Annotated in this window: 18 protein-coding genes and 1 pseudogene; 12 read left to right on the top strand and 7 right to left on the bottom strand. The window is 71.0% G+C overall.

What is annotated here, in order from left to right:
* The first annotated feature begins 65 nt into the window (after window positions 1-65).
* Complete coding sequence (locus OG206_RS04860) at window positions 66-494, top strand: nuclear transport factor 2 family protein (RefSeq protein ID WP_327112553.1); 429 nt, start codon at window positions 66-68, stop codon at window positions 492-494.
* Window positions 491-1,360, top strand: coding sequence for an NAD(P)H-binding protein (locus tag OG206_RS04855; RefSeq protein WP_327112551.1), 870 nt, complete (start codon window positions 491-493; stop codon window positions 1,358-1,360). The genes OG206_RS04860 and OG206_RS04855 overlap by 4 nt, the downstream gene beginning before the upstream one ends.
* On the opposite strand, the gene OG206_RS04850 is transcribed toward OG206_RS04855, so the two are convergent.
* Complete coding sequence (locus tag OG206_RS04850; RefSeq protein ID WP_327112549.1) at window positions 1,305-2,651, bottom strand: MFS transporter; 1,347 nt, start codon at window positions 2,649-2,651, stop codon at window positions 1,305-1,307. The two genes, OG206_RS04855 and OG206_RS04850, sit on opposite strands and share 56 nt — an antisense overlap.
* Before the next feature lie 118 nt (window positions 2,652-2,769).
* Here OG206_RS04850 and OG206_RS04845 point away from each other — a divergent pair, with 118 nt between their 5' ends.
* On the top strand, window positions 2,770-4,089 hold the full coding sequence (locus OG206_RS04845; RefSeq protein WP_327112548.1) for a GntR family transcriptional regulator: 1,320 nt from the start codon (window positions 2,770-2,772) through the stop codon (window positions 4,087-4,089).
* A 52-nt stretch (window positions 4,090-4,141) separates the two neighbouring features.
* On the opposite strand, the gene OG206_RS04840 is transcribed toward OG206_RS04845, so the two are convergent.
* The 6 genes and pseudogenes from OG206_RS04840 to OG206_RS04815 form a co-directional block, all read right to left on the bottom strand.
* Window positions 4,142-4,798, bottom strand: coding sequence for a YceI family protein (locus tag OG206_RS04840; RefSeq protein WP_327112547.1), 657 nt, complete (start codon window positions 4,796-4,798; stop codon window positions 4,142-4,144).
* Between the two features lie 321 nt (window positions 4,799-5,119).
* Complete coding sequence (locus tag OG206_RS04835) at window positions 5,120-5,530, bottom strand: VOC family protein (RefSeq protein WP_327112545.1); 411 nt, start codon at window positions 5,528-5,530, stop codon at window positions 5,120-5,122.
* 85 nt (window positions 5,531-5,615) lie between these two features.
* Entirely contained in the window at window positions 5,616-6,008 is a 393-nt protein-coding gene (locus tag OG206_RS04830; RefSeq protein ID WP_327112544.1) for an AraC family transcriptional regulator, read from the bottom strand.
* Window positions 6,009-6,111: 103 nt separating this feature from the next.
* A complete protein-coding gene (locus OG206_RS04825; RefSeq protein WP_327122186.1) occupies window positions 6,112-7,152 on the bottom strand; it encodes a DEAD/DEAH box helicase in 1,041 nt (346 codons plus the stop codon).
* A 69-nt stretch (window positions 7,153-7,221) separates the two neighbouring features.
* Window positions 7,222-7,440: a hypothetical protein gene (locus tag OG206_RS04820; RefSeq protein ID WP_327112543.1), complete on the bottom strand. Its 219-nt coding sequence runs from the start codon at window positions 7,438-7,440 to the stop codon at window positions 7,222-7,224.
* Window positions 7,437-7,886, bottom strand: a pseudogene (locus OG206_RS04815) (protein kinase domain-containing protein); the annotation flags it as partial. The gene OG206_RS04820 and the pseudogene OG206_RS04815, both read right to left, overlap by 4 nt.
* 61 nt (window positions 7,887-7,947) lie before the next feature.
* Here OG206_RS04815 and OG206_RS04810 point away from each other — a divergent pair.
* The 9 genes from OG206_RS04810 to OG206_RS04770 all read left to right on the top strand — a co-directional run bounded on the left by OG206_RS04810 (window position 7,948) and on the right by OG206_RS04770 (window position 20,588).
* Complete coding sequence (locus OG206_RS04810) at window positions 7,948-8,112, top strand: hypothetical protein (RefSeq protein ID WP_327112542.1); 165 nt, start codon at window positions 7,948-7,950, stop codon at window positions 8,110-8,112.
* A gap of 426 nt (window positions 8,113-8,538) precedes the next feature.
* On the top strand, window positions 8,539-9,831 hold the full coding sequence (locus tag OG206_RS04805) for a cytochrome P450 (RefSeq protein ID WP_327112541.1): 1,293 nt from the start codon (window positions 8,539-8,541) through the stop codon (window positions 9,829-9,831).
* Between the two features lie 32 nt (window positions 9,832-9,863).
* On the top strand, window positions 9,864-11,051 hold the full coding sequence (locus OG206_RS04800; RefSeq protein WP_327122185.1) for a cytochrome P450 family protein: 1,188 nt from the start codon (window positions 9,864-9,866) through the stop codon (window positions 11,049-11,051).
* Window positions 11,052-11,171: 120 nt separating this feature from the next.
* Window positions 11,172-11,966: an ATP-grasp domain-containing protein gene (locus OG206_RS04795; protein ID WP_327112539.1), complete on the top strand. Its 795-nt coding sequence runs from the start codon at window positions 11,172-11,174 to the stop codon at window positions 11,964-11,966.
* Between the two features lie 432 nt (window positions 11,967-12,398).
* The gene (locus OG206_RS04790; RefSeq protein WP_327112537.1) at window positions 12,399-13,643 is read left to right on the top strand and encodes a SpoIIE family protein phosphatase; all 1,245 of its coding nucleotides are present in this window, start codon (window positions 12,399-12,401) and stop codon (window positions 13,641-13,643) included.
* 658 nt (window positions 13,644-14,301) lie between these two features.
* Window positions 14,302-15,834: an aldehyde dehydrogenase family protein gene (locus tag OG206_RS04785; protein ID WP_327112535.1), complete on the top strand. Its 1,533-nt coding sequence runs from the start codon at window positions 14,302-14,304 to the stop codon at window positions 15,832-15,834.
* Window positions 15,835-15,985: 151 nt separating this feature from the next.
* On the top strand, window positions 15,986-17,557 hold the full coding sequence (locus OG206_RS04780) for a GMC family oxidoreductase (RefSeq protein WP_327112533.1): 1,572 nt from the start codon (window positions 15,986-15,988) through the stop codon (window positions 17,555-17,557).
* On the top strand, window positions 17,554-18,606 hold the full coding sequence (locus tag OG206_RS04775; protein ID WP_327112531.1) for a quaternary amine ABC transporter ATP-binding protein: 1,053 nt from the start codon (window positions 17,554-17,556) through the stop codon (window positions 18,604-18,606). Before OG206_RS04780 ends, OG206_RS04775 begins: the two co-directional genes overlap by 4 nt.
* The gene (locus tag OG206_RS04770) at window positions 18,606-20,588 is read left to right on the top strand and encodes an ABC transporter permease (RefSeq protein WP_327112529.1); all 1,983 of its coding nucleotides are present in this window, start codon (window positions 18,606-18,608) and stop codon (window positions 20,586-20,588) included. The genes OG206_RS04775 and OG206_RS04770 overlap by 1 nt, the downstream gene beginning before the upstream one ends.

The following is a 20,588-nucleotide window of genomic DNA, read 5'->3' as shown; positions in this document are numbered from 1 at the left end:
GACCGACGGTCCGTATGGTTTCCAGCGTAAACGGACTTGCAGTCCACATCTTAGGGGTGATTCGGATGACTGACGCACAGGGCCCGGCGGAGCTCTACCGCCGGAGTCTGCGGCTTCTGCTGGACCATGACATCGACGGCTGGATCGCCCTGATCGCCGACGAGGCCGTCTTCGAGTTCCCGTACGCCCCGGCAGGCTTCCCGGCGAAGCTGGAGGGGAAGGAGGCGGTTGCCGCGTACATGCGTGGATATCCCGAAGCCATCGACCTGCGCGAGGTCGTGGGACTGCGCATCCACGAACTGCGCGACCCGGACACCGTCGTCGCCGAGTGGCGCGGAGTGGGCCGCATCGTGGCGACCGGAGCTCCGTACGAGATGCCCTACGTCGCCGTGGTCACGGTCGAGGACGGACGGATCGCCCACTACCGCGACTACTGGAACCCGCTCGCGATCCCCGGGAAGCTGTCCGACGCCGTGTTCTTCGATGCCGCGTGAGGGGGGACGCGCGCGACCACGTACTGGTCACCGGAGCGACCGGCACCACGGGAAGCCGGGTTGCCCGGATGCTCGTCGAGCGGGGGCACGCGGTCACCCTGGCCACCCGCACGCCCGGCCCGCGCACCGGTGCACGAGACGTCCGCTTCGACTGGTACGACACGGACACCCACGACCCCGCGCTGCACGGCGCCGACCGCGCCTATCTCGTCCCGCCGGTCGGCGACCCGCATCCGGTGGACGTCATGCTGCCCTTCCTGGAGCGGGCCCGGTCCGCCGGGGTGCGGCGTGTGGTGCTCCTGAGCTCGTCGGCCATCCCCGCGGGGGGACCTGGAGTGGGGCAGGTGCACGAACTGCTGGCCGACGGGCTGTTCGGGGAGTGGACCGTTCTCCGGCCCTCCTGGTTCATGCAGAACTTCACCGGGCGGCATACGCACGCCGACAGCCTCCGGACGGACGGCGTCGTGTCGAGCGCGACCGGCGGCGGACGGGTCGGATTCGTCGACGCCGAGGACATCGCGGCCGTCGCCGTGCAATCCCTCACCACGCCCGGAGCCCCGGGTGCCGAACTCCTGATCACCGGTCCCGAGGTGCTCAGTTACGAGGAGATCGCGGCCGTCCTGCGCGAGGTCACGGGGCGGCCCGCCGTACATCGTCGGCTCACCTACGAGCAGATGCGTGACCGTCTGGCGGCCGACGGGATCCCGCACGAGTTCGCGGCCATGCTGGCCCGCATGGACCTGGCCATCGCCGAGGGGGCGGAGGACCGGGTCACGGATACGGTCCAGCGGATGACGGGCCGGCCGCCCATCACGTTCCGGGCGCATGCGGAGGCGGCGATGCGGCGGGGGCGCGACGCTCCGTAGAGCGGGCGCCGGTTGTCCCGCCGCCGGCCGTGGTTCCGGCCGGGGCCGCCCCGGTGACCGTGACCTCGGCTGTGCTCCTCACCTGGACCTCGGGCGTGCCCGTCACCTGGTCCTCGGCCGGCGCGGACGGCACGGGTGGGCGGACCAGGCGGCGCTGCGCCAGGCAGGCCCCCACCAGCGTGACCCCCAGCACCGGCCATGCGAGCGCGCCGGTACTCACCGCGACCCCGACGACCACGGGACCCAGGCTGCGCTGCGCCGACTGGGCCAACCCGTGCACCCCGAGGTAGGCACCCTGGGCCTCCCCGGGTGCGAGGGCGAGGGAGAGCTCCCAGGACGCGAGTGCGTGCAGGATCTCCGCCATCGAGAAGGCCGCGGCGGCGACCAGGACGGCAGCCGTCGCGAACCACGGCCCTCCGGCGGCGGACGCCGCCAGCGCGACCCCGCCGGTCAGGAAAGCCGCCCCGATCGGGAGGAGCAGACGGCGGGCGGCGGCGCGGTTCTCTCCGAAGCGGGACAACGGCACCTGGAGCGCGATCACCAGCACGCTGTTGAGGACGAGTACCAGCGGCGCCAGCCCGACGGGGGCCTCGGTGGCGTGGACGATCCACAGGGGGAACCCGACCTGGAGGATGCTGTCGTCCAGGAACAGCCAGACCTCGGTGGCGGTGAACGAGAGGTAGCGGCGGTCCCGCCAGGGATTCGCCTTCCCGGCCGGCGTGGCGGGAAGGCCGGACTCGGCGACGACACGGCTGGGCGCCGGTGGTTCGGCGCACCGGAGTGTCAGTACGCCGATGACCAGGTAGGACGCGACGTTGGCGAGCAGGAGCGCCTGGTAGGCGGTGGTGGTGCCCACCGTCAGCGCGGCGGCGGCACCGGTGGCGCCGACGGCCCAGCCGACGTTCACCGCCGTGCGCTGGATCGCCTGGTAGCGGATGCGCTGCGGCCCGGCGACACGTGCGGCGAACAGCTTGGTCAGGACACTCGACGCACGGTCGGGAAGCGCGCCCAGCGCCGAGAACAGCACCAGCGGCACATAGTCGTCCGTCGTCAGGAGCGCCAGCAGGGCCGCACCACGGGCCAGTTGGGCGACGACGAGGATGCGGGTGACCGGGAAGCGGTCCGCGAGCCGTCCGGCGAGGGGAGGGCCGGCGATACCGAGGACCCCGGACAGCCCCATGAGCAAGCCGATCTGAGAGACCGACAGATGGGCGACGTAGATGAAGTAGAGCGTCGAGGCGCCGCTCCACAGGCCGGTACCCACCTTGTCGATGACGGCTACCACGAGCATTCGCCGTCCGTCGCGGCCGCCCGGCACGGAAAAGCGCCGGACTGCCTGGACGCGGCTCGGTGTGGGTTCCATCCGTTCCCCCTTGACAGGTGCTTTGTATCGGTACAAACTGTCTTCTGTGGCAGAACAATATGGGATCACGGGCGGAACGGCCAGGGACATTTCCGCCTCGGTCGAGAGCCGGGTCGCCGACGGCACGCTCCGGCCGGGCGCCTCGCTGCCTCCGGTGCGGCGGCTCGCCGGTGAACTGGGCGTAGGCGCAGGCACAGTCGCGGCGGCGTACAAGGAGCTTCGCGGGCGGGGCGTCGTGGTGACCCTCGGTCGCGGCGGCACGGTGGTCGCGTCCGCCCCCGCCGTCACCTCGCGGAGGCCGCCCCGCGTGCCGTCCGGCCTGCGTGACCTGGCAGGGGGCCACCCCGATCCCGCCTGCCTCCCGGTGCTGTCGCCGCCGCCGCGCGTCGAACCCGTCCCGGGATCACACCGCGCCTCCCCGAGACTCTCCGCCCTGGAGGACGCCGCCCGCGCGTGGTTCGCCCGGGACGGCGTACCCGCCGGGGCAGTGACGTTCGCGCACGGGGCTCTGGACTGCATCGCCCGGCTGCTCACCACCGAACTCAGACCCGGTGACGCGGTGGCCGTCGAGGATCCCGGCTTCCACCACCTCCTGGACCTGGTCCCCGCCCTCGGGCTGCGCATGCTCCCGGTCGCCGTCGACGACGACGGCATCCGCCCGGAGGCCCTGCGCGGAGCCCTGCGAGCGGGCGCCCGGGCCGTGGTCTGCAGCCCTCGCGGACAGAGCCCGCTGGGCGCGCGCTTCACCCCGGAGCGCAGGGACGAACTCCTGGCAGTACTCGGGGACTTCCGGGACGTGCTCGTGGTCGAGGACGACCACAATGCCGAGATCTCGGGTGCCGGGGCGGTGACGCTCGCGTCCGGCGACCTGCCACGCTGGGCGCAGGTGCGCACCGTCTCCAAGCACCTCGGCATCGACCTGCGCTGGGCCGCCCTGGCCTGCGACCCCGCGACTCTCGCGCGTCACGACGGACGGATGCTGCTCACCTCCGGCTGGGTCAGCCACATCCTCCAGGCGACCGTCGCCGACCTGCTCACCGACCCGGCCGTGACCCGCTTGGTGGCCGGCGCGTCGCGTACGTACACGGCTCGCCGCGACGCACTCGGCGCCGCTCTGGGGGAGTACGGCATCGCGTCCCACGGGGAGAGCGGACTGAACGTGTGGGTACCCGTCCGGGACGAGTCGGCCGTCGTCAACGGCCTGCGCAGCAGGGGCTGGTGGATCGCGGCCGGCACCCGCTTCCGCATCGCGTCCCCGCCCGGGGTGCGCGTCACGACAGCGACCCTGACACCGGCCGAGGCCGGCGTGTTCGCGCGCGACTTCGTGGACACGCTCACGGAGTCACAGGCGGTCTACGGTGGGTAGGTGCGGTTCGGCGGTGCGAGCGCGCGCTGAGGCGCCCTCGCCACCCCGTTCGTCAGGATGCCACCGGGGTGCGGATGGCGGCGATGTCGAACTGCAGCCGGAGCCTCTCGCTGACCATCGCGCCGCCCTCCGCAAGCCTCGTGTTGTACGTCAGGCCCCAGTCGGAACGGTTGATGGTGGTGGTCCCGTCGAAGCCGACACGCTCATAGCCGAACGGGTCGGTGACGTAGCCGATGTACGTGAGTTCCAGGACCACGGGGCGGCTCGTGTCTTTGATCGTCAGTTCGCCGGTCATGCGGTAGACGTCCTTGCCCACGAGCTGCACGACGCTGCTGATGAAGGTCATCCGCGGGTGCCGTCCGGCATCCAGGAAGTCGCGTCCCGTCAGATGCGCGTCCCGCTGCTCCACACCCGTGTCGACGCTCGCCGTGGACACCGAGATCTCGGCGCGGGAGCGCGCGGGGTTGCGCCCGTCGAAGTAGAGCCGGCTCTCGTACTCCGGAAAGGAGCCGCGGACCGTCGTCACCATGGCGTGCCGCACGGAGAAACCGATCCGGCTGTGCGCGGGGTCGATCATCCACTCTCCGGTCAGGGCTGCCAGGGCGGGATCCGGCAGGACGGCCCCACCGGTGGCCGCGGACCCGGCGGACGGCTCCTTGACGGGGGCCTCCGGTCGTCGGAGCAAGGAGCTACGGCTGAAGAGGTTCATGACACACTTAGTTACCTGCGCGTAAGAAGTGCTCGCAAGCCCCGACCGGGAACCCGAACATTGCGGGTCGAACCTTCACAAGGTGGTGCCTGTGCGACGCGATGGCAGAGAACGGTGGGCCCGGGCCGGCCCGGGGGGCCGGTTGCGCAGGCCGCACAGCCGCACTTATCACACGCCGGCCTCAGCCAGGACTCACTAGGGCCGCCCCACCAGGACCTGTACAGCCGGTCCCGGGCAGCGGTGCGAGACCCGCCCGGGGCGGGGGCGGCTGGAGCAGGTGGCCGAACGCCACCGCCGTCCAAGCGCCCCGGCCCTCGGTTCTCAGCCCTTCAGCTGGGTGAAGCGGAGGTGGTTGCCGAAGGGGTCGCGCAGACCGCAGTCGATCCCGTAGGGGCGCTCCGTCGGCTCGTCGGTGAACTCCACGCCCCGGGCCAGCAGCGTCTCGTACGTCTTGCGGCAGTCGTCCGTGGTGAGGATGAGCGCGCTGCCCAGTGCGCCCTTGGTCAGCAGTTCGCGGACCTGCTCGGCCGTTTCTTCGGAGATCGCCGGCGGACCGGGCTTCTCCAGCAGGACCTGGCGGTCGGGGTGGCCGGGGACGCTGACCGTGAGCCAGCGCATGAAGCCCATGTCGACGTCAGCGTTGACCTCCAGGCCGAGCTTGCCGACGTAGAAGTCGAGGGCCTCGTCCTGGTCGAGGACGTAGATCTGTGAGTGTGTGATCGCGTTGAACATGTGGACCACGCTAATCGGCGGGCCGGGAGAAAACTTATCCGAAACTGCTCATCCGGCCGCCCGTGCGGAGGGGCCGCGGAGGCGCTCAGGCGGTCGGCCGCGTCCACGCCTTTGTGAAGCACGTGGGTACGTTCACGGCCGCCGTCTCCTTCCGGTACGTCCTCGGCGACCGGCCGACGATGTCGCGGAACGTGCGGCTGAAGGTACCGGTGCTGCCGAAGCCGACCTCGTAACAGATGTCCGTGACACTGCGGTCGCTCTCCCGCAGCAGGAACATCGCCCGCTCGACCCGGCGGCGCTGCAGATAGCGGTGCGGTGTCTCGCCGAAGGTGGCGCGGAAGGTGCGGGCGAAGTGCGCCGGGGAGACGTGGGCGATCCGCGCCAGGGCCGGTACGTCCAGCGGCTGCGCGTACGCGCGGTCCATCGCGTCCCGGGCCCGGAGCATGCGGCGGTTGGTCTCTTCGGCGGTGCGGCTCACAGAACCATCCCACCACGGGTTCCAGGCCCGTCGACGACGGTTCGGCCGCAGCAGGGGATGCCGGTCGCGGAGCAGAGCGGACGGCTGCGCTCTTCCCACCCTGTCAGAGCACTCGCGGCTGCAGCTCGCTGCTATAGGGGTGCTCGTATTGCCGGCCGCCACTCCGCAGAACCGCCGGTCGGGCTAGCGGGTCAGCGTCGTCAGGGCGTCCAGGGCCTCGGTCGCCTCGGCCGGTGTGCGCCCACGCGTACCCGAAGCGGGCCATGCGGTCGCGCAGCCCCCACTCGTCCAGCGGGTCCCCGTCCAACAGGGCGAGCACCTCGTGCGTGAAGTCGTGCTGCTTGAGCATGCGCCCGAGCTTGAAGGGATCGAGTGCGCGCCTGTTCAGCAGCAGATACGCCAGCTCGTCGAGGTCGAGACGGTCCGGCCGGGACTCGATCCCCGGGCCCCCCGACGCCTCGATCACCTCCTTCGGTGTGGGCGGATCGGGCAGCTCGTAGTTCACGTCACCGACGAACTGGTCGGCCGTCAGCCGCTCCTCACCGATGATCGATTCCGCCCCGAACGGCACCCCGAAGACCTGCTCGGCCACCTCCAGGATCCCGCCGAGCCCACCGGTGCCCTCACCCAGCGTCGCCGACGTCGCCACCGGGCAGATGTCACCGAGCGGCCGTCCCGCCCGTGAAGCCCCGACCGTCGCCCCGAGCCGGCGCAGCAGCTTCGCGACATCGGTGCCCTGCGCCCCGTCGTACGTGTGGAACTCGTCGGGCACCACATACGTGAGGTCGGCGCCCTCCCACAGCGACCGGTCCTCGGCCCGCTGCAGCAGCAGATCCAGCATCTTGTAGTTGGTGACCAGCACATCCGGCGGCGTCCTGCGCATTTCCTCGCGCCGCGTCATCACCCGTCGGAAGTCGGTGTCGGGCCGGTCCCCGATGTACAGCCCGGCCGTGACCTGCGCCAGCTCCGGCTGCGCCAGATACTCGCCGATACGCCCGGCCTGGTCCGTCGCCAGGGCGTTCATCGGGTACAGCAGAACCGCCTTCACACCCTGCCGCCCCAGCGCTCTCTGGCGACGACAGTGATCCAGCACGGGTACCAGGAACGACCCGGTCTTGCCCGAACCCGTCCCTGTCGTCACCAGCGTCGGCGCCGCCGGCCCGCGCAGGGTGCTCAGCCGTTCCCACGCCCTCGCCTGGTGGCGGTACGGCGGTTAACCGGGGTCCCACTCCAGCGCCGACTGCCATCCGTCGTCAGCCGTGTGGAACGGCGTCCGGATCCGCAGGTAGGGACCCCGGAAGATCCCCGACTCCGGGTCTCCGAGGAACCGCTCCAGCGCAAGCCTGGTGTCCTCGTCGGCCAGGGCGTACGTCGTCGTGAGGTACTGGGTCAGACTGCCGCGCAACTGTGCGGCGGCCGAGGTGGGCTTCACGACGGCGCCTTTCGTGTACACGCCCCGCGAGGGGCGGGTGTCGGCGACAGCCGACGATCACGGACCATGCCGAAATCGATGACTTTCGGTCCGTCCGGCGTCAGCAGCACGTTGGACGGTTTGAGATCCCGGTGGACGATTCCGGCCTCATGGATGGCCATGAGCGCCAGAGCCATCCGGTTGGCCAGGACATGCGCGGAGGCCGACGGCAGCGGACCGAAATCGCTGTCCACCACCTGCTGCTCGGTCGCCGGCCAGGGCTGCTCCGCCTCGGGGTCCGCGCCCAGGAAGGCCGCGATGCGCGGGCCCCATACGGTCTTGAGGATCTCGATCTCCTGCGCGAACCGCTGCCGCGACTCGGAGTCCACCACCGTCGGCTTGATGACCTTCACGGCAGCAGGCTCGCCGCCCTGCGATTCACCGAGGAAGACCTGCCCCATACCTCCGTGACCGAATGCTCGGTCTCATGGCGTCGGTTGCGAACGCAGAAGCCTGCACAGAGGGGCGATGTGCTGCACCAGCCGGGAGACGTCGGAGATCCACGGCCCCAAGGTCATCGACTTCGGCCTTGCCGTCTTCGCCGAGTCGAACGTGTCACTCACCGCGCCCAACCAGGTGGTCGGCACCCCGGTCTGCATGGCACCGGAGTGGTCGGCGACGGACTGTCAATGACGCGTAGAGAGGTGCCTCGGGAAAGCCCTCGGCTCGGGCCGGGAGTTGTCGCGCCTGGTCCAGATGCCGCGACCCCGGCCTCACTCTGCGCCTCTCCCCCGCCGGTCCGTAGTTCCGGTCGCTTCGCCGCCAGTTTCTGGTCGGCGAGCCGGCGCAGGCGCGCACAGGCACGGGACGAGCGGGAGCGTGCGGTGCCCACCGGGACCTTGCCCCACTCCGGTGAGGGTTCTGGCGACGCGCACCATGTAGCCCCCCAGCCCCGTCGGCGCTGCGGAGGCGCGGGCCTACGAGCCCGGCCGCCGTGAAGGCTCTCCGCCCGGACCGGCGTCACGATCCGTGCCCAAAGCCTCACGCAACCTCCCTATAGTGGAGCCGCGTTGATCGTATGGCCCCAACGCGCGAAGCCGTCTTCGAGGAGTCCGTACGATGACGAACCCGCACTTATCCGGCGTTCCCGCGTCCGCCGGAGGCTGCCCCGCGCATGCCGCGACCGCTCCCGTTCCCCTCGGCGGACCCGGGTTCGACGTCGAACCGCAGGCTCTGTACCGGAGTGTGCGCCATTCGCACGGCCCCGTCGTGCCCGTCGAACTCCCTGGTGGTCTCCCGGCCTGGCTGGTCGTCGGATACCGCGAGCTCCATCAGGTGACCAGCGACGGGGAACTCTTCCCGAGGGACGTCGGCCTGTGGAACCAGTGGGAGCACGTTCCCGAGGACTGGCCTCTGCTTCCCATGGTCGGCCGGCCCATGCCGTCCATCTACTTCACCGCGGGAGCCGAGCACCGGCGGCACTCCGCGATGGTGGTGCCCGCGCTCGAAGCCGCCGATCCGTTCGAGATCCGCAGTCACTGCGAGCAACTGGCCGACCGGCTCGTGGACGCCGTCTGCGCCCGTGGCGCGGCCGATCTCGTCGCCGAGTTCGCCGAGCCACTTCCCGTGCTGGTGCTCTCCCGCCTCGTCGGCTTCCCCGACGCGGAGGGGGCGGACATCGCCCGCGTCCTGAAGGACCTGGCCGACGGGGGCCCGGGGGCCCAGGAGGCGTACGGTCGCTTCGGCGACCACATGCGGCGGCTGGTGGCGGTCAAGCGGGTCGCGCCCGGTGACGACGTCACCTCCCGGATGCTCGCCGACCCGGAGCCCTTCACCGACGAGGAGTACGCGCTCGACCTGATGGCCGTCACCGCGGCCGGGCACCTCACCACCGCCGACTGGATCAGCAACTCCCTGCGGCTGATGCTCACCGAGGACCAGTTCGCCCAGTCCCTCGCCGGCGGGCGGCGCAGTATCGGCGACGCGATGAACGAGGTCCTGTGGGAGGAGAGCCCCACCCAGATCCTCGCCGGGCGCTGGGCGGTCCGCGACACCCGGCTCGGCGGACGGGCCATTCGCGAGGGTGACATGCTCCTGCTCGGCCTGGGCGCCGCCAACACCGACCCGCTGATACGCCAGGATCTCGGCACCGGCGAGGCCGGCGGCCACGCGAGCAACGGATCGCACCTGGCCTTCAGCCACGGCGAGTACCGCTGCCCGTTCCCCGCGCAGGAGATCGCGGAGACCATCGCCCGTACCGGAATCGAGGTGCTCCTCGACCGGCTTCCAGATCTCGAACTCGCCGTATCCGCCCAGGATCTCGTCCGCAGGCCGTCCGCCTTCCTGCGCGGGACGAACGCGCTCCCCGTCCGTTTCACCCCCGCCGCACACTCGACAGGAGCCCCGCTGTGACATGCCCGTACGCGACGGTGGTCATCGACCCCATGGTTCAGGACCTCGACGGCGAGACCGAGCGGCTGCGCGAGGCCGCCCCGCTCGCCCGCATCGAGCTGCTCGGGGTGCCGGCCTGGACCGTCACCCGGCACGCCGAAGCCAGGCGCCTCCTCGTCGACACCCGCCTGGTGAAGGATCTGGACGCGTGGGGTCTCTGGCAGAGCGGTGAGGTCACCCACGCCTGGCCGCTGATCGGCATGATCGACGCGGGACGTTCCATGTTCACCGTGGACGGGGAGGAGCACCGCCGCCTGCGCGCGAAGACCTCGCAGGCGCTCACCCCGCGCCGGCTGGAGGCCATCCGGCCCGCCATCGAGAAGTTCACCGACGAACTGCTGGACGCCCTCGCGGAACAGGGCGCGCACGGGGCCGTCGATCTCAAGGCCGTGTTCGCCCAGCCGTTGCCGATGCGTGTGGTCGGTCTCCTGATGGGGGTGGACGAGGAGCTGCACCCCATGCTCACCCGGCAGTACAAGGCCTTCTTCTCGATGCTCACCCCGCACGAGGAACGCCTGGCGCTGCTCGCCGAACTCGACGTGTTCTACACCGAACTGGTGCGGGAGAAGACGGCGCACCCCACCGACGACCTCACCAGCGCGCTGATCCTCGCCGACGAGGGCGGGGAGCCGCTCACCGAGGAGGAGGTCGTCGGGAACCTCAAGGCGATGGTCGCCGCCGGGCACGAGACGACGATCGGGCTCGTGCTCAACGCCGTACGCGCCCTGCTCGCCCACCCCGACCAGCTGAGGAGGGTGCTGGACGGAGAGGTCGCGTGGGAGACGGTGATCGAGGAGACGCTGCGCTGGGACACGCCCACCACCCACCTGCTGATGCGTTTCGCCACCGAGGACATACAGGTCGGCGAGCAGGTGATAGCCAAGGGGGAGGGAGTGGTGATCTCCTACCGCGCCATCGGACGCGACACCGCCCACCACGGGGACGACGCAGGCACCTTCGACATCACCCGGCCGACGCCGATACGGCACATGACCTTCGGGCACGGTCCCCACATCTGCCCCGGGGCCGCCCTGTCCCGGGTGGAGGCCGCCATCGCGCTGCCCGCGCTGTTCGAGCGATTTCCCGGACTGAGACTCGCGATCCAGGACGACGAGATCCGCAAGCTGCCGGTGATGACGCAGAACGACATGGAGGCCTTCCCGGTACTGCTGCACGGGTGACGGGTGACGGGTGACGGGTGACGGGTGACGCGTGGCGGGTGGGGGCGGCGGGCCGGTGGGATCGGGGCCGGGGCTCCTGGGCCGCCGACGGGTGGGCGTGTGGGCGTAGGCTCCGGCGGCATGGCCCGCCTCCTCGCCCTCGCCCCGCACCGTTCCGTCACGGCCGCTCTGCTTGCGGAGGCTGCGCGCGGTCGAGGGATGGACGTCGTGGTCGTCCCGGCCGGCGGCGGGACCCTGCCCTCCGGGAGCCGGGCGCACTACTACGGCGGTCCGCGCTTCGCGGACTCGGCCGCCGGCAGACTCGGGATCGCGCTCCTCGAGCCGGAGAGCGGCTGGCTGGACGCCCTGCCGTACGCCTTCACCGGTCGGCGCGTCAGTCGTTTGCCCCTTCCCGAGGCGCGGCGCATGCCGGGGCCGTTCTTCGCGAAGCCGCCCACCGACAAGAGTTTTCCCGTCGGCGTGTACGAGGACGGGCGCGCCCTCAGCGTGCCCACGGGACCGGAGGGCGACGCGGACCCGCTGGTCCAGATCAGTGAAGTCGTCACCTGGGTAAGGGAGTTCCGCCTCCATCTGCTGGACGGGGAGATAATTACGGGGTCGCAGTACGCCGTGTACGGCCGGCTCGATGCCGCGCCGCTCGCCGGGCATGCGGACGAGCAGGCGGTGCGCGCCTTCGTCCGCGAGCTGGTCGGAGTGTGTGCGGACACCCTGCCCAGCGGTGTGGTGGTCGACGTCGGTCTGATGTGGCGGGACGACGGCCCGAAAGCCGGGCGATGGGCGGTAGTCGAGGCCAACATGGCCTGGTTCAGCAACGTCTACGCGGCGGATCCCGCGCGGGCCCTGGATGTCGTGCTGCGCGCCGCCGGCCCGGTGACCGAAGTCGGAGAGGCGGACGTACGTTTTCGCCGAACATGACGCGACGACACGGCAACCTTCGGGGCCCCGGCGGCGACCAAGAGGTGTCTGCGAGGCCTCACCTGGCCGGGTGAGGCCTCGCAGACACCAGGCGGCGCGGAGGGGGAGGGGGAAGCCCTCCTCTTCGCCGGTGCCACGACCAGCGATACGCATGGTGGTCGGACTGTGCGCCGCCGCTGTCATAGCCATTGACCGTTCGGCCATATCGGCGGCTGCAGGAATGTCAGCCTGTTCGAGCATCGTTTCGAGTTGAGGTGACCGGCCGGTCACAGCGTGCCGCGTCTCTCGGATGGGTGTTGATCAGCCGGCGTGGTGCGAGCCTGGTCGATCTTGGTTGGCAGGATTCTCGCCGGGACGCTGGCGCTGGTGCTCCGTACATTGGAAGGGAAGACAGACCTAGCGGGGACTGAGCGGGGACTGGCAGTGATTCGCATGACGGCACCGGAGATCGATTACAAGGCACTTTTCGCTGCCCATCCGAGTCCGTCCCTGGTGCTGGGTCCTGACCTGGTGATCGTCGCCGCTAATCGTGCCTACTGTCGGGTGATAGGGCGTCCGTGGAAAGATCTGGTCGGGCAGTATTTTTTCGATGCGCTACCGGGCAACCCCGCCGACCCGGAAGGCGTGGGGGCTCAGAAGCGAACCGCGGCATCGATACAGCGAGTCCTCACCTCTGGTCAATCGGACGTCATAACGTTGCAGAAATACGACATCCCCGTCGTCCAGGCTTCCGACAGGTTCGAAGAGCGGTGGTGGTCCGTATTCCATATCCCCGTTCCCGGGCCGGACGGCAAGGTGGTATTGATCATCCACCGCGTGGAGGACATGACAGAGTTCGTCCAGCCCCGCCATGCCGACCACGACCGCTCGGGCAGAAGCGGGCGAGTGCAGGATATGAGGGCCGAGCTGTATGCCAGAGCGCAGGAGTCGCGGCGGCTGACCGAGGAACTGCAGGAGGCTCATGCCCGTGAGCGGCGGGTAGCCGTCGCCCTCCAGGAGGCCATGCTGCAATCGCCGGATCTCGCGCAGCACCAGGACGTCGCTGTGCGGTATCTGCCGGCGGTGGCTTCGCTGGATATCTGCGGGGACTGGTTCGACGTGGTCGACTTGCCCGGGAACCGCTTCACTGTCGCGGTGGGTGATGTGGTCGGGCACGACCTTGCGGCTGCGGCCGTCATGGGAATGCTGCGTAGCGCATTGGGCGCCGCGAGCCGGTCGAATTCCGGGCCCGCGCAAGCGCTGGAGGTGTTGGGGAATTATGCCCACTCGGTCGAGGGGGCGTCGGCGGCCACGGCCGTACAAGTGCTGATCGACATCGGCATGCATATGTTGGTGTACAGCACCGCGGGACATCCGCCGCCCATCTTGTTGCACGCCGACGGCAGCTCGGAGCTGCTGGATCACGCCGCCGACCCGCCACTGGGTGTCTGGGCCGAGAACGTCCCCCGCTCGCAAGTCGCTCATATGTACAAGCGTGGCGACGCTCTCGTTCTCTATACTGACGGCTTGATAGAGCGTCGCGGCGAAGACATCGATGTCGGTCTGGCTCGCTTGAGAGCCGTCCTAGCCGCCTGCGCCGGGCTGGATGCAGAGCACCTCGCCGATGTCGCTCTGGATCGACTCGGCGTCAGCGGAAGTTCTGGTGACGACATCACCCTGGTCGTCGCGACCTTGTGACCGGAACCGTCGGGCCGAGGCCACGGGGTTCGCTGCCCTTGGGCCAAAGGGTCCCGGATGTGTCGCCCCGGCCTGACGCGGCAGGGCCGGCCCCGTGGCGCGTACCCCGAGGCAGCTGGACCGGGCGGCTCACCGGCGGGCACGTCACCGGCGAGCCGTCGCCGGTCCGGGGCCCGGTCCCGGGGCACGTGCGCGGTACCGGGCCGGAACAGGCCGACGCGGTGACCGCCGTAGCGTGACACCGGGGCCGCCATGCCCACGGTCGGGCCCCACGATGACGGCCCGCCCGCCCGGCCTTCACGGAGGGTATCCATCCGGTAACGCACGCACCCGCGCCGACGTGTCCACGCGCGCAGGGAGCCCCCGTACGCACGCACGCGGCGGCCGCACCCCGTCCGTAACCCGGTCATTTCTCGGAGGGCTGCCGGCTTCGGGCCGTATCCTCCCGTAATTTTCCCCGGCCTGCGCGGCTCACGTCCCCCCGCCGACGGGTCGCCGCAGTGAGTCGCATCACCCAGGGTGAATTTCTCGGCATACATTCCGCCGGACCGGAGAGGTGTCCGGGCTGCTGGTGTGCCCCCATCCCGGTCCACCGGCGCGGAACAGTGCTCGGCCGGACCGGTGCGGAGCAACTCAGGCACGGAAGGCAGATCGCTCTATGTCGGCTCACCTCTCGTCGGCCAGTCCGGCAGCGGCACTGGAGACCATCCACATCGACGGCACCTGGCGCGCCGCGGCCTCGGGCGACACGCGCGAGATCCTGGACCCCGCCGACGCCACCGTCCTGACCCTCGTCTCCGAGGGCGGCGCCGAGGACACCGACGCCGCGGTGGCAGCCGCGCGCCGCGCCTTCGACGACGGCCCCTGGCCCCACAGGCCCGTGGCCGAGCGGGCCGGACTCCTGCGCCGTGTCGCGGACCTCCTCCAGCGGGACCGGGAGGAGATCGCGATCACCGAGAGCCGTGACACCGGAAAGACCCTGGAGGAGGGCCGCGTCGACGTCGACGACGTGACCAATGCCTTCCGCTACTTCGCCGACCTCGTCATGAACGAGAGCGGCGGCAGGGTCGTCGACGCCGGCGACCCCGACGTGCACAGCATCGTCGTGCACGAGCCGGTCGGCGTCTGCGCCCTGATCGCCCCCTGGAACTACCCCCTGCTCCAGGCCAGCTGGAAGATCGCCCCCGCCCTCGCCGCCGGCAACACGTTCGTGCTCAAGCCCAGCGAGGTGACCCCCCTCTCCACCGTCCACCTGATCCGGCTGCTCGCGGAGGCAGGACTCCCGGCCGGGGCTGCCAACCTCGTCACCGGCGCGGGTGACCCCGTCGGAGCCAGGCTGTCCGAGCACCCGGACGTCGACATGGTCTCCTTCACCGGCGGCCTCGCCAGCGGCACGAAGGTGGCCCAGGCCGCAGCGCCGACGGTCAAGAAGGTCGCCCTGGAGCTGGGCGGCAAGAACCCCAACGTCGTCTTCGCCGACGCGTGCGCCACCGAGAGCGGGTTCGACACCGCGGTCGACCAGGCGCTCAACGCCGCGTTCTTCCACAGCGGCCAGGTCTGCTCCGCCGGTGCCCGGCTCATCGTCGAGGAATCGGTCCGGGAGCGCTTCGTGACCGAGCTCGCCCGTCGCGCCGACGCGATCCGGCTCGGCCGGGGCACCGTGGACGGCGTCGAGTGCGGCCCGCTGGTCTCCTCGCAGCAGCTCGCCAAGGTGGAGGCCTACGTGGCGTCCGCCCGTGAGGAAGGTGCGGTGGTCCGTTCCGGCGGCGCGCGCCCCGAACCCTCGGACGTCCGGCCCGCCGGCGGCTACTTCTACCGCCCGACGGTCCTGGACGGCTGCCACCGGGAGATGAAGGTGGTCCGCGAGGAGACGTTCGGCCCGATCCTCACCGTCGAGACCTTCCGTACCGAGGAAGAGGCCGTCACGCTGGCCAACGACACCGACTACGGACTGGCCGGCGCGGTGTGGACCACCGACGCCGGCCGCGCCCGGCGCGTCGCCGGCCGGCTGCGGCACGGCACCGTCTGGATCAACGACTACCACCCCTACCTCCCGCAGGCCGAGTGGGGAGGCTTCGGCAAGTCCGGCACGGGCCGTGAGCTCGGCCCCGCCGGCCTCGCGGAGTACCGCGAGGCCAAGCACATCTACCAGAACCTCAACCCGCGCCCCCAGCGCTGGTTCGCCGGCTGAACGCAACGCCCCCGCCCGGCTGTACACGACTCGGCCGTCCCACGCGTCTTCCCCCACCCGCCCGGCGTTCCGGGCTGAACGCATCTCCCCCCACCCGCCCGGCTGTTCGCAGCAGCACGCACACGTCAGCACCTTGCAGAAGGAGCAACCGATGCCCCCGTCCCCCAGCACCGCACGCCCCGGACCCGTCGACTTCGTGATCGTCGGAGGAGGCACCGCAGGATCGGTCATCGCCTCCCGGCTGACCGAGGACCCCGACGTCACCGTCACCGTGATCGAGGGCGGGCCGACGGACATCGACCGCGAGGACGTCCTCACGCTCCGCCGCTGGCTCGGCCTGCTCGGGGGAGACCTCGACTACGACTACCCCACAACGGAGCAGCCACGCGGCAACTCCCACATCCGGCACAGCAGGGCCCGGGTGCTGGGAGGCTGCTCCTCGCACAACACGCTGATCAGCTTCAAGCCGCTGCCCGGCGACTGGGACGAGTGGGCCGAGTCCGGCGCCGAGGGCTGGGACGCGGCGTCCATGGACCCCTACTTCGCCCGGCTGCGCAACAACATCGTGCCCGTGGACGAGAAGGACCGGAACGCCATCGCCCGCGACTTCGTCGACGCGGCCCAGGCGGCGGCCGGCGTCCCGAGGGTGGAGGGATTCAACCGCAAGCCGTTCCACGAGGGTGCGGGCTTCTTCGACCTGGCGTACCACCCGGAGAACAACAAGCGCTCCTCGGCGTCCGTCGCCTACCTCCACCCGCACATCGAGGCCGGCGACCGCCCCAACCTCTCGATCCTGCTGGAGACATGGGCGTACCGGCTGGAGTTCGACGGCAACCGTGCCACCGGTGTGCACGTACGCACCAAGGACGGCGAGGAGCAGCTGCTGCGCGCCACGCGCGAGGTCATCGTCTGCGCGGGTGCGGTCGACACGCCCCGGCTGCTCATGCACTCCGGTGTCGGTCCGGCGAAGGACCTGGCGGGGCTCGGCATTCCCGTCGTCCACGACGCGCCCGGCGTCGGCGAGAACCTGCTCGACCACCCCGAGTCGGTCATCGTGTGGGAGACGGACGGCCCCATTCCGGAGAACTCCGCGATGGACTCCGACGCCGGCCTCTTCGTCCGGCGCGACCCCGGATCCCGGGGCCCCGACCTGATGTTCCACTTCTACCAGATCCCCTTCACCGACAACCCGGAGCGCCTCGGCTACGAGAAGCCCGCGCACGGTGTGTCGATGACCCCGAACATCCCCAAGCCGCGCAGCCGCGGCCGCCTGTACCTCACGAGCGCCGACCCCGAGGTGAAGCCCGCCCTGGACTTCCGCTACTTCACCGACGAGGACGACTACGACGGCCGCACGCTGGTCGACGGGATCAAGCTCGCCCGCGAGATAGCGAGGACCGAGCCGCTCGCCCACTGGCTCAAGCGCGAGGTGTGCCCGGGGCCCGAGGTCACGTCCGACGAGGACATCAGCGAGTACGCCCGCAAGGTCGCGCACACCGTCTACCACCCGGCGGGCACCTGCCGCATGGGAGCCGCGGGCGACCCCACCGCCGTCGTCGACCCGCAGCTGCGGATCCAGGGCCTGGAGGGCATCCGGATCGCCGACGCGTCCGTCTTCCCGACCATGCCCGCGGTGAACCCCATGATCGGCGTGCTGATGGTGGGCGAGAAGTGCGCCGAACTGCTCCGAGCGACCCCGACCACCGGAGGCGATGTCCGATGACCGAAGCCCGTACCCCCGTGTTCAGCGTCAAGGACCTCTGGAAGGTCTTCGGCCCCAAGGCCGACCGCATCCCCGGCAGCGAGTACGCCGCCCTGCCGCCCGCCGAACTGCGCGAGCGCACCGGCTGCACCGCCGCAGTGCGTGATGTCTCCTTCGACGTGGAGAAGGGCGAGGTCTTCGTCGTCATGGGCCTGTCGGGATCCGGCAAGTCCACGCTCGTGCGCTGTCTGACCCGGCTCATCGAACCCACCAGCGGCACCCTCGCCATCGACGGCGAGGACGTCCTCGCGATGGACACCACCCGGCTGCGCGAACTGCGCCGCCACCGTGCCGCGATGGTCTTCCAGCACTTCGGTCTGCTGCCGCACCGCACCGTCCTCGACAACGTCGCCTACGGCCTGGAGATCCAGGGCCTCGGCAAGTCCGAGCGGCGCGCCAAGGCCGCCGGACTGGTGGAGAAGGTCGGCCTCGCCGGGCTCGAGGACCGCCGCCCGGCCCAGCTCTCCGGCGGCCAGCAGCAGCGCGTCGGGCTCGCCCGAGCCCTCGCCGTCGACCCGTCCGTACTGCTCTTCGACGAGCCCTTCAGCGCCCTCGACCCGCTCATCCGCCGCGAGATGCAGGACGAGGTCGTCCGGCTGCACCGCGAGGAGGGCCGCACGATGGTCTTCATCACCCACGACCTCAGCGAGGCGCTCCGGCTGGGCACCCGCATCGCGCTGATGCGTGACGGCGGCATCGTGCAGGTCGGGACCCCCGAGGAGATCGTCGGCTCGCCCGCCGACGACTACGTACGCGAGTTCGTCCGCGACGTACCGCGCGAGCAGGTCCTCACCGTCGCCACCGCCATGCGCCCGCCGGCCGCCGGGGACGCGGACGGCGGTCCGGCCGTACGGCCCGGGGCCACCGTCTCCGAGGCCATCGAGGCCGTCTCCCGCTCGGGCGGTTCCGTCGCCCGGGTGATGGAGGACGGCAGGCTGCTCGGGGTCGTCGACCACGCCTGCCTGCTCGATGTGGTCGCGGGCACGGGAGCCCGTGGGGTGACCGTCTGATGGCCACCGCACAAGCGACCACACGCACCGCCGCCGGCCCTCCGGGCAGCGGCCCGCTCGCCGCCCTGCGTGGCCGGCCGGCCCTCGGGAAGATCCTCCTGCTGATGGCGGTCGCCGCAGTCGCGGTCCCCGTCGTGCACGCCCGCTGGGGCGGCGGTGCCTGGCCCGGCGCCCTCACCGTGGACCTGACCGGCCCCCTCGGCGAGGTCAACGACTGGATCATCGGCAACCGGGACAGCCACCCGCTGTTCCTCTACTTCTTCGGGCACATCAGCAACGCCGTCGTCCTGTCGGTGCGCGCCGTCTACCTCACGCTGCTCGCCCTCGGCTGGGCGGGCGTCACCGCCGTCGCCGCGCTCGTCGCGTGGCGGGCGGCCGGATGGCGCCTGGCGCTGACCGCCGGTCTGTCCTTCCTCGTCTGCGGAGTGCTCGGCATGTGGGTGCCGACCATGCAGACCCTGGCCCTGATGATCGTCGCGGTGCTGGCCTCCGTGGTGCTGGGTCTGGTCCTCGGGCTCGCGGGCGGGCTCTCGGACCGTACGTTCCGCGTCCTTCGCCCCGTGCTGGACACCATGCAGGTGCTGCCGGCCTTCGCCTATCTGCTGCCCGTCGTGCTGGTCTTCGGCATCGGCGTGCCCGGCGCGGTCCTCGCGACCGTCGTCTACGCCGCCCCGCCGATGGCCCGGCTCACCGCGCTCGGACTGCGCGGCGCCGACGCGGGAGTCATGGAGGCCGTCGCCTCGCTCGGCGCGACCGGCCGGCAGCGTCTGCTGACCGCCCGGCTGCCACTGGCCCGCAAGGAACTGCTCCTCGGGCTCAACCAGACCATCATGATGGCGCTCTCCATGGCCGTCATCGCCTCCGTCATCGGTGCCGGTGGTCTCGGTGACCGCGTCTACCAGGCGCTGTCCTCCGTCGACGTCGGCGCGGCGCTCGCCGCCGGCATACCCATTGTGCTGCTGGCCGTCGTTCTGGACCGCACGACCGAGGCGGCCGGCCGGAGGATCGGTACGGAGCCCACCGGCCCCGCCGCCCTGCGAGGAGCGCGCGGCTGGGGGATCGCCGCCCTGGCCGCCGCAGTCGTGGCCGTGGCGGGCCGCTTCACCGGGGGCCGTCTCTGGCCCGACGGCGGCGTCGTCGCCGTCGCGGGGCCCGTCAACACGGCCAAGGACTGGATGGTCGACCATCTCTACACAGGCGTCCCCGTCATCGGCGGAACCGCCGACTGGGCCGCGCACTTCACCAGCTGGATCCTCAACCCGCTGCGCAGCGGGCTGCAGGGGCTGCCCTGGTGGTCCGTGCTCCTGATCGTCGCCGCCCTCGCGTGGACGATAGGCACCTGGCGTACGGCGCTCACCGCCGTACTGGCCATGGCGGCCATCGGGGTCCTCGGCGTGTGGGACCTGTCGATGGACACGCTCAGCCAGGTCATCGCCGCTGTCGCGGTCACCCTGGTCCTCGGCTTCGCCATCGCCGTCGGCGCCGCACGCAGCAGGCGCTTCGAGCGGCTGCTGCGACCCGTCCTGGACGTCTTCCAGACGATGCCGCAGTTCGTCTACCTCATCCCGGTCGTCGCCCTCTTCGGGGTCGGCCGCGCCCCTGCCGCGGCGGCCGCGGTGGTCTACGCACTGCCCGCCGTCGTCCGCATCACCACCCAGGGCCTGCGGGGCGTCGACCCCGCCGCGATGGAGTGCGCGCGCTCGCTCGGCGCCACCAGCGGCCAGCAGCTTCGGCAGGTGCAGATCCCGCTGGCCAGGCCCGCGTTGCTGCTGGCCGTGAACCAGGGAGTCGTGCTGGTCCTCGCCGTCGTCATCATCGGCGGACTCGTCGGCTCCGGCGCGCTGGGCTACGACGTCGTGTTCGGCCTGGCGCAGGGCGACCTGGCCACCGGTCTCGTCGCGGGCGCCGCCATCGTCTGCCTCGGACTGATGCTGGACCGTGTCACCCAGCCCACCGCCCGCCGCCAGCGGAAGGAGAGCTGA

The sequence above is a fragment of the Streptomyces sp. NBC_01341 genome (assembly GCF_035946055.1).
Taxonomy (GTDB): Bacteria; Actinomycetota; Actinomycetes; order Streptomycetales; family Streptomycetaceae; genus Streptomyces.
The sequence above is the reverse complement of the archived record's forward strand: the minus strand, read 5'-3'. Positions and strand labels throughout refer to the sequence as shown.

What these genes read in the sequence shown, in the direction of transcription:
- OG206_RS04850 (WP_327112549.1), bottom strand. Translation starts at nt 2,651, where the DNA reads ATGCTCGTGGTAGCCGTCATCGACAAGGTGGGTACCGGCCTGTGGAGC.
- OG206_RS04785 (WP_327112535.1), top strand. Translation starts at nt 14,302, where the DNA reads ATGTCGGCTCACCTCTCGTCGGCCAGTCCGGCAGCGGCACTGGAGACC.
- OG206_RS04790 (WP_327112537.1), top strand. Translation starts at nt 12,399, where the DNA reads ATGACGGCACCGGAGATCGATTACAAGGCACTTTTCGCTGCCCATCCG.
- OG206_RS04770 (WP_327112529.1), top strand. Translation starts at nt 18,606, where the DNA reads ATGGCCACCGCACAAGCGACCACACGCACCGCCGCCGGCCCTCCGGGC.
- OG206_RS04840 (WP_327112547.1), bottom strand. Translation starts at nt 4,798, where the DNA reads ATGAACCTCTTCAGCCGTAGCTCCTTGCTCCGACGACCGGAGGCCCCC.
- OG206_RS04780 (WP_327112533.1), top strand. Translation starts at nt 15,986, where the DNA reads ATGCCCCCGTCCCCCAGCACCGCACGCCCCGGACCCGTCGACTTCGTG.
- OG206_RS04795 (WP_327112539.1), top strand. Translation starts at nt 11,172, where the DNA reads ATGGCCCGCCTCCTCGCCCTCGCCCCGCACCGTTCCGTCACGGCCGCT.
- OG206_RS04860 (WP_327112553.1), top strand. Translation starts at nt 66, where the DNA reads ATGACTGACGCACAGGGCCCGGCGGAGCTCTACCGCCGGAGTCTGCGG.
- OG206_RS04810 (WP_327112542.1), top strand. Translation starts at nt 7,948, where the DNA reads ATGTGCTGCACCAGCCGGGAGACGTCGGAGATCCACGGCCCCAAGGTC.
- OG206_RS04775 (WP_327112531.1), top strand. Translation starts at nt 17,554, where the DNA reads ATGACCGAAGCCCGTACCCCCGTGTTCAGCGTCAAGGACCTCTGGAAG.
- OG206_RS04805 (WP_327112541.1), top strand. Translation starts at nt 8,539, where the DNA reads ATGACGAACCCGCACTTATCCGGCGTTCCCGCGTCCGCCGGAGGCTGC.
- OG206_RS04800 (WP_327122185.1), top strand. Translation starts at nt 9,864, where the DNA reads ATGGTTCAGGACCTCGACGGCGAGACCGAGCGGCTGCGCGAGGCCGCC.
- OG206_RS04835 (WP_327112545.1), bottom strand. Translation starts at nt 5,530, where the DNA reads ATGTTCAACGCGATCACACACTCACAGATCTACGTCCTCGACCAGGAC.